The 12,750-nt window shown below is 56.7% G+C and carries 12 protein-coding genes; 10 read left to right on the top strand and 2 right to left on the bottom strand.

Annotated features, from left to right (window positions below; translation table 11 throughout):
* Window positions 1-6 precede the first annotated feature (6 nt).
* Together SERS4_RS0115635 and cbl are read left to right on the top strand one after the other, a co-directional pair.
* Window positions 7-702 carry a gamma-glutamylcyclotransferase gene (locus SERS4_RS0115635; RefSeq protein WP_017893197.1) on the top strand — a complete coding sequence of 232 codons (696 nt, stop codon included), beginning with the start codon at window positions 7-9 and terminating at the stop codon, window positions 700-702.
* 298 nt (window positions 703-1,000) lie between these two features.
* A complete protein-coding gene (gene cbl, locus SERS4_RS0115630; protein ID WP_017893196.1) occupies window positions 1,001-1,954 on the top strand; it encodes an HTH-type transcriptional regulator Cbl in 954 nt (317 codons plus the stop codon).
* Between the two features lie 51 nt (window positions 1,955-2,005).
* Here cbl and SERS4_RS0115625 read toward each other — a convergent pair whose 3' ends face one another.
* On the bottom strand, window positions 2,006-2,206 hold the full coding sequence (locus SERS4_RS0115625) for a hypothetical protein (protein ID WP_017893195.1): 201 nt from the start codon (window positions 2,204-2,206) through the stop codon (window positions 2,006-2,008).
* A 51-nt stretch (window positions 2,207-2,257) separates the two neighbouring features.
* Window positions 2,258-2,860, bottom strand: a complete 603-nt coding sequence (locus SERS4_RS0115620; RefSeq protein WP_017893194.1) for a hypothetical protein — start codon at window positions 2,858-2,860, stop codon at window positions 2,258-2,260.
* Window positions 2,861-3,143: 283 nt separating this feature from the next.
* On the opposite strand from SERS4_RS0115620, the gene SERS4_RS0115615 reads away from it, so the two are divergent.
* The 8 genes from SERS4_RS0115615 (at window position 3,144) to SERS4_RS0115580 (ending at window position 12,748) form a co-directional block, all read left to right on the top strand.
* Window positions 3,144-4,712: an ABC transporter substrate-binding protein gene (locus SERS4_RS0115615; protein WP_017893193.1), complete on the top strand. Its 1,569-nt coding sequence runs from the start codon at window positions 3,144-3,146 to the stop codon at window positions 4,710-4,712.
* Window positions 4,712-5,764, top strand: a complete 1,053-nt coding sequence (locus SERS4_RS0115610) for an ABC transporter permease (RefSeq protein ID WP_017893192.1) — start codon at window positions 4,712-4,714, stop codon at window positions 5,762-5,764. Before SERS4_RS0115615 ends, SERS4_RS0115610 begins: the two co-directional genes overlap by 1 nt.
* A complete protein-coding gene (locus SERS4_RS0115605) occupies window positions 5,761-6,630 on the top strand; it encodes an ABC transporter permease (protein ID WP_017893191.1) in 870 nt (289 codons plus the stop codon). The genes SERS4_RS0115610 and SERS4_RS0115605 overlap by 4 nt, the downstream gene beginning before the upstream one ends.
* Window positions 6,620-7,456 carry an ABC transporter ATP-binding protein gene (locus SERS4_RS0115600; protein WP_017893190.1) on the top strand — a complete coding sequence of 279 codons (837 nt, stop codon included), beginning with the start codon at window positions 6,620-6,622 and terminating at the stop codon, window positions 7,454-7,456. Before SERS4_RS0115605 ends, SERS4_RS0115600 begins: the two co-directional genes overlap by 11 nt.
* Window positions 7,453-8,124 (top strand): ABC transporter ATP-binding protein, encoded by a 672-nt coding sequence (locus tag SERS4_RS0115595; RefSeq protein ID WP_017893189.1) that lies wholly within the window; start codon window positions 7,453-7,455, stop codon window positions 8,122-8,124. Before SERS4_RS0115600 ends, SERS4_RS0115595 begins: the two co-directional genes overlap by 4 nt.
* A gap of 149 nt (window positions 8,125-8,273) precedes the next feature.
* Complete coding sequence (locus tag SERS4_RS0115590) at window positions 8,274-9,848, top strand: ABC transporter substrate-binding protein (protein ID WP_017893188.1); 1,575 nt, start codon at window positions 8,274-8,276, stop codon at window positions 9,846-9,848.
* Between the two features lie 57 nt (window positions 9,849-9,905).
* Window positions 9,906-11,186 (top strand): nitrate regulatory protein, encoded by a 1,281-nt coding sequence (locus SERS4_RS0115585; RefSeq protein ID WP_017893187.1) that lies wholly within the window; start codon window positions 9,906-9,908, stop codon window positions 11,184-11,186.
* Between the two features lie 302 nt (window positions 11,187-11,488).
* Complete coding sequence (locus SERS4_RS0115580; protein WP_017893186.1) at window positions 11,489-12,748, top strand: CmpA/NrtA family ABC transporter substrate-binding protein; 1,260 nt, start codon at window positions 11,489-11,491, stop codon at window positions 12,746-12,748.
* The last annotated feature ends 2 nt before the right edge of the window (window positions 12,749-12,750 follow it).

The following is a 12,750-nucleotide window of genomic DNA, read 5'->3' as shown; positions in this document are numbered from 1 at the left end:
GTTAAGGTGTTAACGCGAGATTTTCTGCAAAATGCGGATTGCAAAACAGCATTCGGCACCATTGAGGAGTCGCTGTTACTGACATCAGAGCAGCGTGCGGCCTCACTGGATTGTACTTTATCCCGCCGGCCGGATAACAGCCCGGTGTGGGTTTTCGGCTACGGTTCATTGATGTGGAACCCGGTGTTTGAATCCGAAGAGGTGCGACCGGCCACGCTGCAAGGTTGGCACCGTGCCTTCTGTTTGCGGTTGACGGCCGGACGTGGCACCTTGCATCAGCCGGGGCGTATGCTGGCGCTGAAAGAGGGCGGCCATACCACCGGCCTGGCGTTCCGCCTGCCGGAAGCCAAACTGCGCGAAGAGCTGGAACTGCTGTGGAAACGTGAAATGCTGACCGGCTGCTATTTGCCGACCTGGTGTGACCTCACCCTGGCCGATGGCCAAGTGGTGACCGCGTTGGTGTTTGTGATGAACCCGCAACACCCGCTGTTTGAAGAAGATACCAGCCACCAGGTGATCGCGCCGTTGATCGCCAGCGCCAGCGGGCCATTGGGCACTAATGCCCAGTACCTGTTCTCACTGGATAACGAGCTGAGAAACCATGGTATGAAAGACGACTGCATCGGTGATTTGGTCAGCTATGTGCAGCAGTGGTTGCAGCAAAATACCTCCGGCCCTGTTGGTGGAGAGGCGACGGCATAATCCCGCACCGCGCTTTCATAAGGCTCAGCATGCTGAGCCTTTTTTATTTGATATATCTAATACCTATATTTAATAACTTTATTCTGCATGAGCACTTAATCCATACTTTATTGATGGGTATTTATCTCGTTAATATTAAAGGAATTGATTATTTATTGGCTTAGAAACAGTTAATCCACCGCGGTGAAAAAATTCACTTAGCATGAAAATGCATAACTAAAGGTTATTTCTTATTTGTCCCCTTACCCCAGACTCCGTATCACTGTGTTTAACAATATTGTTCGACCGGGGGGAGTGGATGAACTTTCAACAATTAAAAATTATTCGGGAATCGGCGCGCTGCAACTACAACCTGACCGAGGTAGCCAACACTTTATTTACCTCACAATCTGGGGTCAGTCGTCATATTCGGGAACTGGAAGAAGAACTGGGTATTGAGATATTTATCCGCCGCGGCAAGCGTTTATTAGGCATGACCGAGCCGGGCAAAGAGCTGCTGGTGGTGGCAGAACGCATCCTGAATGATGCCAATAATATCCGCCGTCTGGCAGACGTATTCAGCAGCAACGACGCCGGTCAGTTGCACATTGCCACTACCCATACCCAGGCTCGCTATAGCCTGCCGGGGGTGATCAAAGAGTTCCGGGCGCTATACCCACGGGTGAGAGTGGTGCTGAATCAGGGCAGCCCCGAGGAAATCGTTGGCATGCTGGCCTCTGGCGAAGCCGATATCGGCATTGCCAGTGAGCGACTGATGAGTGATGAGTCTCTGGCGGCGTTTCCCTACTACCGCTGGCACCACACCATACTGGTGCCGGAGGGGCATGAACTGACCCGCCAGTCGCAGGTGACGCTGGAAATGCTAAGCACCTTGCCGCTGATCACCTATCGACAGGGTATTACCGGCCGTTCACGGCTGGATAGCGCTTTCAAAGCCGCCGGGCTAACGCCGGATATCGCCTTAAGCGCGCAGGATTCAGATGTGATTAAGACCTATGTCGAACTGGGGTTGGGAGTGGGGGTGTTGGCGGATATGTCTTACGAGAAGGAACGCGACCATGGGTTGGTCAGCCTTAACGCCGAACATCTGTTTGAACCCAATACCGTTTGGTTAGGTTTGAAACGCAGTCAGTTACAACGTAACTATGCATGGCGATTTATCCAGCTGTGTAACCCGACGCTGTCGCTGACTGAAATCAAAGACAAAGTATTTTCCTCACAGCTCGATACGGTGATCGACTACCAGATTTAGTTCAGAGGGCGGCGAAAACGCGCCGGGCATAGCGCCCGGCGATAGATAAAGCTAAAGCTGTTTTCTCAACAGTTTTCTCACCAAACGGCGTTTGCTTTTTTGCACTGGACCAATGAGCTCTAATATGGGGACTTCTTCATGAGGCGGTGGATTCTCCATATGCCAGCGAAGATGTTGCTGCAAAATTTCGATTGCGATTTCTTTTTGTTCTTGAATGGTTAGCGTTGGGTCGGTTAGATCCTTCTGTTTCATAGCCTCTTCCTTTTGAGCGTTATTTGTACACATCCTATCATGTGCTGATATTCAATCCCGCGGTCTTTTCAGATCCTCGATGTATTTACTCAATGTAAGAAAGTCAGTTTTGCAGTTCATGGTGCCGGGTATCACGGTGAATGATGCCTGGCGGGTATAGAGCTCGAGCAGACGATTGTTGAGGACGTTACTGATCAGTATGTCGGGAAGCGCTGTAGATATCAGCCCTTGCGTGTGCAGATTCACGCCATAAAAATAGAGGGTGTGCAGGCAGTGTTGCAGCATTTTGCCTCTTAGCGGATGTTTAGCCGCACGTCTGGTAAAGCTCTCCAGTGCGACCAGTTCGATGACGTTATCCACTCGGTGGTAGTAACACAGGCAAAAGCCAACACGAGTCAACGGCGCAGTAATCCACCTGAAAACAAAAGCAAAGCTTCCTGGCCTGAGCGCTGTGCTGTTATAAAATTTCAATAGCGAGCGCCAGTTAAGCGAATGACCATTTTTTCTGCCTTTTTGCCAGCGGCGATCTTGTTCAGTCAATGGGCTAATGAACAGCCCCGATTGGGCCAGCACGGTGTTCATATCTTCAATTGTTTGTTGAACCGCCCGATTATGTGAATCTTTGCCGCCATCCGTTGGCGTGTTTGCTTCCATTTGATAGCCCCCTGTAGCAACAAGTCGCACACTAATTGCTGCTAAGGGATTGCACAAAACGTTGTTTTCTCTAATGCGCAGCGGTACGCAAAAGATGTCATTTGTACTCAGAATTGCCCCGACGATTACGCCGCCACCCGCAAAACCCCGCCTGCTTAATAATCAAAATCGCAGCTATAGACATAAAAAGAATATCTATAGTTATTTAAGTACCTTCGCCTGCCGATGACTCTCACATACACTCGCGAAATTACTATAAATTCCATCCGCTTGGAGAGTTTTGATGAAAGCCTTCGTCCCTTCTTTGGTGTTTTTGGCCGTGGCGGCCAGTTTCAGCACACAGGCAGCAACTCCGGCCAATACTCTGGTGATCGCTCAGTCAATTGATGACGTGGTCAGCTTTGATCCGGCCCAGGGCTTTGAATTAACCACGGTGCAGTCATTTAACAGCCTGTATCAGCGGCTGATCCAGTCCGATCCAAAAAATCCGATTGAGCTTAAACCGACGTTGGCCAGCGAATGGCAGGCGGGCAGCGATAACCGCAGCCTGACTTTTACCCTGCGACCGGACGCCAAATTTGCCAGCGGCAACCCGCTGCGCCCGGAGGACGTGATCTTCTCGCTGTCGCGGGTGGTGAAGCTGAATCTGGAGCCGTCGTTTATCCTCACCCAACTGGGCTGGAACGCTAAAAATGTCGACCAGTACCTGACCAAGGTCGATGACCATCGGGTAAAAATCAGCTGGAGTGAAAACGTCAGCCCGGCCTTTGTGCTTAGCCTGCTATCGGCACCGGTGTCGTCCATTGTCGATGCCAAAGAAGCGCTGGCGCATCAGCAGGGTGATGACTTTGGTCATCAATGGCTGAACAGCCATTCCGCCGGTAGCGGCCCGTATAAAATTCGCACCTATGTGCCGCATGAAGTGGTGGTGCTTGACGCCAACCCTGGCTCGCCAGAGGGCGCACCCACGCTGAAAACCATCCTGATCAAGAACGTGCCGGATCCGGCCGCCCGCCGCTTGCTGATCGAGCAGGGGGACGCCGATATTGCGCGAAACCTTGGTGCCGACCAGATGGCAGCGCTGAAAGGCAAGCCGGGCGTCAAGCCGCTGGCGATCCCGTATGCCTCACTCTATTTCCTGCAGTTCAACGCCAAGGCGTCACCGGCGCTGGGTAACCCGGCATTCTGGGAGGCGGCGCGCTGGCTGTTCGACTATAAAGGCATTGCCGACGATCTGCTGAAAGGGCAATTCCAGACCCATCAGGCGTTCCTGCCGGAGGGTTACCTGGGGGCGTTGAAGGATAAGCCTTACAGCTTTAATCCGACCAAGGCCAAGGAGATTCTGGCCAAGGCCGGTCTGAAAGACGTCAGCTTTAAGCTGGAGGTCAACAACCAGCCGCCGTATCTGGATATCGCGCAGGCATTACAGGCCAGTTTCGCACAGGGCGGGGTGAAGGTGAGTCTGGTGCCGGGCCTCAGTGCGCAGGTCTCCACCAAGGTCAAATCCCTCAACTACGACGCGACCCTGACCTCCTGGGGGCCGGATTATTTTGATCCAAATACCAACGCCGCCGCCTTCGCCTATAACCCGGAAGACGGCAGCAAAACGCTGGCCTGGCGTGCCAACTGGCAGATCCCTGCGCTGAACAAGCTGACGCTGGCGGCCACGGCGGAAAATGACACCGCCAAACGGGTGGCGGATTACCAACAGTTGCAGCAAGCCGTTCAGCAAAGCTCGCCGTTTGTGATCGGCCTGCAGGCACGCAGCCTGATTGCGGTGCGCGACAACCTGAAAGGCTATGAGCAGGGCATCAACCCCGACATGGTGTTCTACAGCAAGGTCAGCAAGTAATGATCAGCCGTTCCTCTTCGGCCGGGTTCGCCCGGCACGGTTGGCGCTGGGGCCGCAGGCTGCTTACCGGCTTACTGTCGCTGGCACTGACGCTGCTTGGCCTGCTGCTGTTCACCTTTATGCTCTCGCACCTGGCGCCGATCGATCCTACGTTGCAAATTGCCGGCGATCACGCCAGCGAAGCGACCTATGCTCAGGTGCGCCATGATTTGGGGCTGGATCAGCCGTTGCCGGTGCAGTTCTGGCGTTACCTGGTGCATCTGGCGCACGGGGATATGGGCATCTCGCGCATTACTTCGCAGCCGGTGCTGAGCGATTTACTTCGTACCTTCCCGGCAACGGTGGAACTGGCGACCTGCGCGATTATCCTCGGTGCCGTCGGCGGCATTACGCTGGCGTTTCTGGCGGTGATCAAACCGGGCGGCTGGCTGGACAACGTGGCGCGCCTGCTGTCGCTGATCGGCTATTCGGTGCCGATCTTCTGGCTTAGCCTGCTGGGGCTGCTGCTGTTTTACGCCACGTTGCATTGGTCGGCGGGGCCGGGGCGGCTGGACGATATCTATCTGTACAGCATGGAGCCGCGCAGCGGATTTATCCTGGTTGACAGTTGGCTGTCCGGCGATCGTGAAATGTTCTACAACGCCATCAGCCACCTGTGGCTGCCGGTGGTGGCGCTGGCGCTGCTGTCGATGGCGGGCATCACCCGTTTACTGCGTGCCGCGATGCTGGAAGAGTGCAATAAAGAGTACGTTACCCTGGCGCGTTCCAAAGGGGCCAGCCGCGCGCGCATTCTGGTGCGTCACGTATTCCCCAACGTGTTGGGTACGTTGATCACCGTACTGTCGCTGTCCTACGCCAGCCTGCTGGAGGGCGCGGTATTGACCGAAACGGTATTTGCCTGGCCCGGTGTTGGACGTTATCTGACTACCGCGCTGTTTGCCGCCGATACGCCGGCCATCCTTGGTGCCACCTTGCTGATTGGCACCTGTTTTGTGGTGCTTAATGCGCTGGCCGACGCGCTGACCTATTTAGTGGACCCGCGAACCCGATGAGCCAATATCTTTCTGAACATGAACCCCAGGGCGAACCGGCCGCCGCTTACCGCCCACGCGGCCGACTGACTACGCTAACGATTGGCGCAACGCTGGTGGCTATTTTAATCCTCACTGCGCTGTTGGCCCCCTGGCTGGCGCCGTTCGATCCCAATTTGCAACACATCGAGCTGCGGCTGTTGCCGCCTTCATCCGGCCATTGGCTGGGCACCGACGGCTTCGGTCGTGACCTGTTGTCGCGGGTGATTTACGGGGCCAGGCCAACGCTGATCCTGGTGTCATTGATCCTGCTGCTGACCATTCCGATTGGCCTGCTGGTGGGCATTAGCGCCGGTTATCTCGGTGGCTGGGTCGAGCGTATTCTGATGCGCATAACCGATATTTTTCTGTCGTTGCCCAGCCTGGTGATCGCACTGGCGTTTGTTGCCGTGCTGGGGCCGGGGTTGATGAACGGCGCGCTGGCGTTGGCGTTAACCAGTTGGCCTTCTTTCGCCCGGCAGGCGCGGGCAGAAACGCTGGCGCTGCGTCGCAGTGATTATTTGGCGGCGGCGCGGATGCAGGGCATTGGTGGCCTGCGGCTGATGGTTGGGCACATTTTGCCGTTATGCCTGCCGAGTGCGGTAGTGCGTGCGGCGCTGAGCCTGGGCGGGATTATCCTGTCCGCCGCCGGTCTGGGCTTTCTCGGCATGGGCGTGGCCCCACCGACCGCCGAATGGGGGTCAATGGTAGCCGAGGGCAGCAAGGTGATTTTTGACCAATGGTGGGTCGCCGCGGTACCGGGTGGGGCGATCCTGTTTGCCAGCCTGGCCTTTAACCTGTTGGGCGACGGCCTGCGCGATAAAATGGATCCTCGTCATGGGCACTGATAACAATTTATTGACCGTTGAACGGCTATCGGTAGCGCTGCCGGGCGCGCAGCCGCTGGTCAAAGGCATTTCTTTCAGCATGGGACAGGAGCGGCTGGCGCTGGTCGGTGAGTCCGGTTCCGGTAAATCCCTGACTGCGCGGGCCTTGATGGGGCTGCTGCCACCGCCGTTACAGCTACAGGCGCAGCGTTTAACCTTGGGCGGGGACGATCTGGCACGCCTGAGCGAGCGTCAGTGGAACCGTCTGCGCGGCAACAAAGTGGCGATGGTAATGCAGGATCCCAAGCATGCACTGAACCCGACCCAGCCGATTGGCCGTCAGGTGGAGGAGCCGTTGCTGCTGCATACCCGCCTGGGCCGCGCCGAACGGCGAGAGAAGGTGCTGGATATGCTGGCGGCGGTTGGCTTGCCCGACCCTGCCGCGCTGCGTCAACGTTACCCGCACCAGCTGTCTGGCGGCATGGGACAACGGGTGATGCTGGCAATCGCGTTGATTAACGATCCGCAATTACTGATTGCCGACGAACCCACGTCCGCTTTGGATCACCAGATGCGCGATCAGGTATTGCAACTGATTGAGAACCTGGTGGAGCAGCGCAATATGGGCCTGATTTTGATCAGCCACGATTTACAACAGGTGGCGCACTACTGCGAACGGGTGTTGGTGATGTACAAAGGCGAACTGCTGGATCAGTTACCCGCCGATCGTCTGGCCTCGGCCACTCACCCCTATACCCGCACGTTGTGGTCGTGTCGGCCAAGTAAGCAAACCCATGGCAAATCCTTGCCGGTGTTGGATCGCGCGTTGCTGGAGTCGCTGAAATGAGCCTGATTACACTGGATAACCTCAGCGTCAGCCATCGTCAGGGCTACGAAATACGTACCGTGGTGCATGAGGTCAACCTGCATATTGAAGCTGGCGAGTGTTTTGGTTTGGTCGGCCCTTCCGGCTGCGGTAAATCGTCGCTGCTGTGGGTGTTGGCCGGGCTGAATGAAAACTGGAGCGGCGGTTTCCAACTGCTGGGCCGCGATTTGCAGCCGGGTCGCCCGTTCACCGGTACGTTGCGGCGCGAGGTGCAGATGGTGTTTCAGGATCCTTATGCCTCGCTGCACCCCAAACATCGCTTGCTGCGCACGCTGGCAGAGCCGCTGAAATTGCTCAAAGAGAGCGCTATCGAACAGAAGATTAGCGCCGGTTTTCGTCAGGTAGGCTTGGATCCTCGGTTGTTGGACCGTTATCCGCACCAGCTTTCCGGCGGTCAACGTCAACGAGTAGCGATAGTGCGCGCACTGCTGTTAAAACCCAAACTGCTGTTGCTCGATGAGCCAACCTCGGCGCTGGATATGTCGGTGCAGGCGGAGATCCTCAACCTGCTCAACGAGCTGAAACAGGCGGGTGACCTGACGATGATCCTGGTCAGTCACGACGCCGATGTGATCGACCACATGTGCGATCGCTCGGTGGCGATGGCGCACGGCCGTCTGGTCAGCTGAATTCTGCCCGCCGTTAACCCGGCGGGTATTATTTGGAATCAATAGACATCTGCGTAATAAATAAAGCAATTTATAGTCGTTCTTCATCTAAGCCACTGCGCCTACACTCGAAAAATAACGCATCCGCGTAATTCTGGAGAGTGCATCTAATGAAACGGCTAATTCCCACCTTATTGTTCAGCGCCCTGGCGGCGAGCTTTGGCGCACAGGCGGCGACCCCGAAAGACCAGCTAGTAGTGGTCAGTTCGCTGGAAGGCATCATCAGTCTGGATCCGGCGGAAAGTTTCGAAACCGTCAGCTCGGCCAACCTGGTCAATCTGTATCAGCGGCTGCTCACGCCGGACCGTACCACGCCGGAAAAATTGGCGCCGGAGTTGGCCAGCGGTTGGCAGGCGGGGGCGGACGGTCGCAGCCTGATTTTTACCCTGAAGGCAAACCAGCGCTTTGCTTCCGGTAATCCGGTGCGGCCGGAGGATGTGATCTTCTCCCTGGTAAGAGCGGTGAAACTGAACAAGGCGCCGTCGTTTATTCTCGGCGAATTTGGCTGGACGCCGGAAAACGTCGAGAGTCAGTTGAAGAAGCTGGGCGATAACCAGGTGCAGTTAAGCTGGTCGGCCAATATCGGTAGTGGGCTGGCGCTGCGGCTGTTGACCGCGCCGGTCGCCTCGATCGTCGATGAAAAACTGTTGAGTGAGCACAGCCAACAGGGGGATTTCGGCAACGCCTGGCTGCGTTCCAATTCCGCCGGTGCAGGGCCTTATCGTGTCAGTAACTATGTGCCGCATGAGGCACTGTTATTCAGTCGGAACGACTACGCTCAACCGCAGGCGAAGATAAAAACGGTGCTGCTGAAGAACGTCAGCGATGCCGGAACCCGGCGCCTGTTGCTGCTGAAAGGAGACGCCGACGTGGCTTACGATCTGGGTGCCGATCAGTTCAATTCGTTGCGTAAAGAGCCGGGTGTCAGGATAGAGCAGCAGGACTCGTCCAAAGTCTATTATCTCGGCTTCAACACCGGCAGCAAACAGACGCCGGCGTTGAGCAACCCAGCCCTGTGGCAGGCGGCGCGCTGGCTGGTGGACTATCAATCCATTGCCGACAACCTGTTGAAGGGGCAGTACCGTGTTCACCAGGCGTTTCTGCCGCTGGGGCTGGATGGCGCGATCGACGACCAACCGTTCAAGCTCGACGTAGCCAGGGCCAAACAGATTTTGCATGACGCCGGGATTGCCGAAGGTACGCGCATTGATCTGATCGTCATCAACCAGCCGCCGTATACCGATATTGCCCAGGTGCTGCAGGCCAGCTTTGCCAAGGCCGGTTTGCAACTGGATATCCATCCGGTGGTGGAAAGCGATCTGTGGGGCAAGATGCGCAGTCGTGATTTCCAGGCCATTTTCACCTATTGGGGGGCCGACTATCTGGATCCGAACACTAACGCCAGTGCCTTTGCCTATAACGTGCCTAACGGGCCGAAAACCCTGGCATGGCGTACCCAGTGGAACATCCCGGCGCTGAGTGCGGAAACCCGCGCAGCGGCGGCGGAAGGTGATGGGGCAAAACGCGCCGCGCACTACGCCAGCTTGCAGCGTGAATTACAGACCAGCTCACCTTACGTGGTGGCATTGCAGGGGCAAACGTTGGTGGCGCTGCGCGACAACGTTAAAAACGCCAAAGTGGATATCGCCAACAGCATGCTGTATCTCGATCGCGTGAGTAAGTAGCCCGCCACGGCACGGCTTTTGCAGGATCGGTTTATTTAGCGAATCGGGGATCCTGTCATGAGCCGCAATCACGTTTTCCCACCCAGCGCCGGCGACTTTTTGCTGGCCTCCAGGCGCTGTGAAATCACCGTATTGCAGCAACTGTTGCAAATGGGGCAGTTGGTCGGCCGGGTCAGCCAACTGATCCATGTGCTCCAACGGGAACGCGGTACCGTCAATATTTACCTGTGTTCACAGGGAGCATTGTTCGGTGAACGCTTGGCCGGAAGGGCGCAGGAAGTGCAACAGGCTGAACTGGCGGTGCAGCGCCAGTTGATGCAGTTGGATGACAACACCGCCCCCCTGGCCAGCGCCAGCCGTCTTTTCAGCCGCATTGCCTGCGCATTGCATAATCTTGCCGGCCTGCCCGCGTTGCGCTGCCAGGTGCAGCAACGTCAAATTTTGCAGCCTGCCGCCATGGGCATCTTTAATGAGGTTATTCATAGCCTGCTGGCGCTGGTGTTCGAAGCGGCGGATGCCTGCGCGGAACCCACCACGGCACGTGCGTTGATCGCCATGTTCAGCTTTATGCAGGGCAAGGAGCTGGCTGGGCAGGAACGGGCGATCGGCGCGGCCGGTTTTGCCTCCATGCATTTCGATGCGTCGGCGCACCAGCAGCTACTGGTGCTTATCGAAGGGCAAGAGCGCTGTTTTGCTACCTTCGGCGAGTTTGCCGATGAGCCTTCGCTGGCCCAGTGGCGGCGAATGCAGCAACAGGATGACCGCGAGTTTGAGCGCCTGCGCCGTATTGCCTGCACCCAATGGCAACTGAGTAACAAAGCCGACACCAGTCTGCGCTGGTTCGAGATCACCAGTGCGCGTATCGATCTGATGAAACAGATTGAGGATCGGCTGGAGGAGGCGCTGATGGCCAGTTGCCGCCACAATCTGACGCAGGCCCAGCACGCAATGGCGGAGGATTGCGCAGTTTACGCGCCACAGCCGATGCGAGAAAGTTACGCGGTTTTCGTGGCTGCGCCTTTGGGGGATGCATCGCCGCTGGTGGGGGATGGTATCCATCCGCGCCTGGGGCGCTCGATGCTGGAATTGATTCAGCAGCAGTCACAACGTCTGCATGCGCTGTCGGAGGAACTGGCCACGGCGCGTGCGACCTTGAGTGAACGCAAGCAGATAGAACGCGCCAAAGCGCTGCTGATCCAGCATCGCGGATTGACCGAGGCGGCGGCCCATCGGCTGTTGCTAAAGATGGCGATGAACCAGAACCAACGGCTGATTGATATTGCCAATGCCATGCTGGCGGTGGCGGATATTCTGCCGCCCAGCGGGAATACTCCCTAAGGGGTATATGCACACAGTCAGTGCAGTTACTGCCTTGCGATCGTGCAAAAGGGACGAATATATTTGCCCTGAATCATGCGGGCGCAGCATGCAGCGCCCCTACGGCCCGCATAACTATAACTTGGCATGTAAAATTAAAAATTGGCACGCAAGCTGCATTACTAAAACGTAGCCCGGCCAATGGCGGTCGGGTTGCCAACAAGATTATGGATAAAGGCGTCCTTTCAGCATGTTCACCCCAACGGTGGAATGTGCTGATGGGACGCCTTTTTTATTTTATCGCCTGATTGAAGGAATTGCCGATGACGCACACCAAACCCTCCGGACTTAGCCTGACGCGCCGCCGTTTTTTGGCCGGTAGTGCGGCGTTGGGCGGCAGCATGATGTTGCCCGGCCTGATGAACGCCGCCTGGGCGGCAGGCTCTGACGCCCCAGAGAAAAAAGAGATCCGCGTGGGCTTTATTCCACTTACCGATTGCGCTTCGGTGGTGATGGCGGCGGTGAAACAGTTCGATCAGAAGTACGGCATCAAAATTATCCCCAGCAAGGAGGCCAGTTGGGCGGCAGTACGCGACAAACTTTTGTCCGGTGAACTGGATGCGGCGCACGTACTGTACGGCATGGTGTATGGCCTGCAGCTTGGCGTCGCCGGGCCGCAGCAGGATATGGCGGTGTTGATGACGCTCAACAACAACGGTCAGGCGATTACGCTCTCCAACCAGTTAAGGCAGGCCGGTGTCACCGATGCTGCGAGCTTGAAAAAAACCGTCGATGCCAGCGCCAAAGGCACCTATACCTTCGCCCAAACCTTCCCGACCGGCACCCACGCCATGTGGCTGTATTACTGGCTGGCTAACGCCGGAATTCACCCGTTTGACGACGTACGCAATGTGGTGGTGCCGCCGCCGCAGATGGTGATGAACATGAAAATCGGCAACATGAGCGGTTTTTGCGTGGGTGAGCCGTGGAACCAACGTGCAATTGCGGAAGACATTGGTTTTACCGCCGTGACCAGCCAGGAGATTTGGCCCGATCACCCGGAAAAGGTGCTGGGTACCACCGGTAATTGGGTGACGGCCAACCACAATAGCGCCCGCGCGCTGACCGCTGCGGTACTGGACGCCGCACGCTGGATCGACAGTTCGGACGCCAACCGACAGGAAACCGCTCAGGTGGTGGCGGGGCGCGCCTATATCAACACCAGGCCGGAAATCATTACCGGCCGCATGCTCGGCCAATACCAAAACGGTCTGGGCAAGTCGTGGCAGGACTCACATGCGATGCGTTTTTTCCACGATGGCGAGGTGAGCTACCCCTACCTGTCCGACGGCATGTGGTTCCTGACCCAGCATCGCCGCTGGGGCTTGTTGAATGCCGAACCGGACTATCTGGCCGTCGCGAAGAAAATCAACCGTATCGAAATCTATAAGCAGGCGGCCAGCGCGGTGGGTGGAGTGAACCTGCCCGGCAGCGATATGCGTACCAGCACGCTGTTAGACGGCAAGCGCTGGGACGGCAGCAATCCGGCGGAATACGCCAACAGTTTCACTTTAAAGCGTTGAGG

The organism is Serratia sp. S4 (assembly GCF_000347995.1).
In the GTDB taxonomy this organism is placed as follows: Bacteria; Pseudomonadota; Gammaproteobacteria; order Enterobacterales; family Enterobacteriaceae; genus Serratia; species Serratia quinivorans.
Note: the sequence above shows the minus strand (reverse complement) of the source record. Positions and strands in the feature narration are given on the sequence as shown.

What these genes read in the sequence shown, in the direction of transcription:
- cbl (WP_017893196.1), top strand. Translation starts at nt 1,001, where the DNA reads ATGAACTTTCAACAATTAAAAATTATTCGGGAATCGGCGCGCTGCAAC.
- SERS4_RS0115625 (WP_017893195.1), bottom strand. Translation starts at nt 2,206, where the DNA reads ATGAAACAGAAGGATCTAACCGACCCAACGCTAACCATTCAAGAACAA.
- SERS4_RS0115620 (WP_017893194.1), bottom strand. Translation starts at nt 2,860, where the DNA reads ATGGAAGCAAACACGCCAACGGATGGCGGCAAAGATTCACATAATCGG.
- SERS4_RS0115615 (WP_017893193.1), top strand. Translation starts at nt 3,144, where the DNA reads ATGAAAGCCTTCGTCCCTTCTTTGGTGTTTTTGGCCGTGGCGGCCAGT.
- SERS4_RS0115610 (WP_017893192.1), top strand. Translation starts at nt 4,712, where the DNA reads ATGATCAGCCGTTCCTCTTCGGCCGGGTTCGCCCGGCACGGTTGGCGC.
- SERS4_RS0115605 (WP_017893191.1), top strand. Translation starts at nt 5,761, where the DNA reads ATGAGCCAATATCTTTCTGAACATGAACCCCAGGGCGAACCGGCCGCC.
- SERS4_RS0115600 (WP_017893190.1), top strand. Translation starts at nt 6,620, where the DNA reads ATGGGCACTGATAACAATTTATTGACCGTTGAACGGCTATCGGTAGCG.
- SERS4_RS0115595 (WP_017893189.1), top strand. Translation starts at nt 7,453, where the DNA reads ATGAGCCTGATTACACTGGATAACCTCAGCGTCAGCCATCGTCAGGGC.
- SERS4_RS0115590 (WP_017893188.1), top strand. Translation starts at nt 8,274, where the DNA reads ATGAAACGGCTAATTCCCACCTTATTGTTCAGCGCCCTGGCGGCGAGC.
- SERS4_RS0115585 (WP_017893187.1), top strand. Translation starts at nt 9,906, where the DNA reads ATGAGCCGCAATCACGTTTTCCCACCCAGCGCCGGCGACTTTTTGCTG.
- SERS4_RS0115580 (WP_017893186.1), top strand. Translation starts at nt 11,489, where the DNA reads ATGACGCACACCAAACCCTCCGGACTTAGCCTGACGCGCCGCCGTTTT.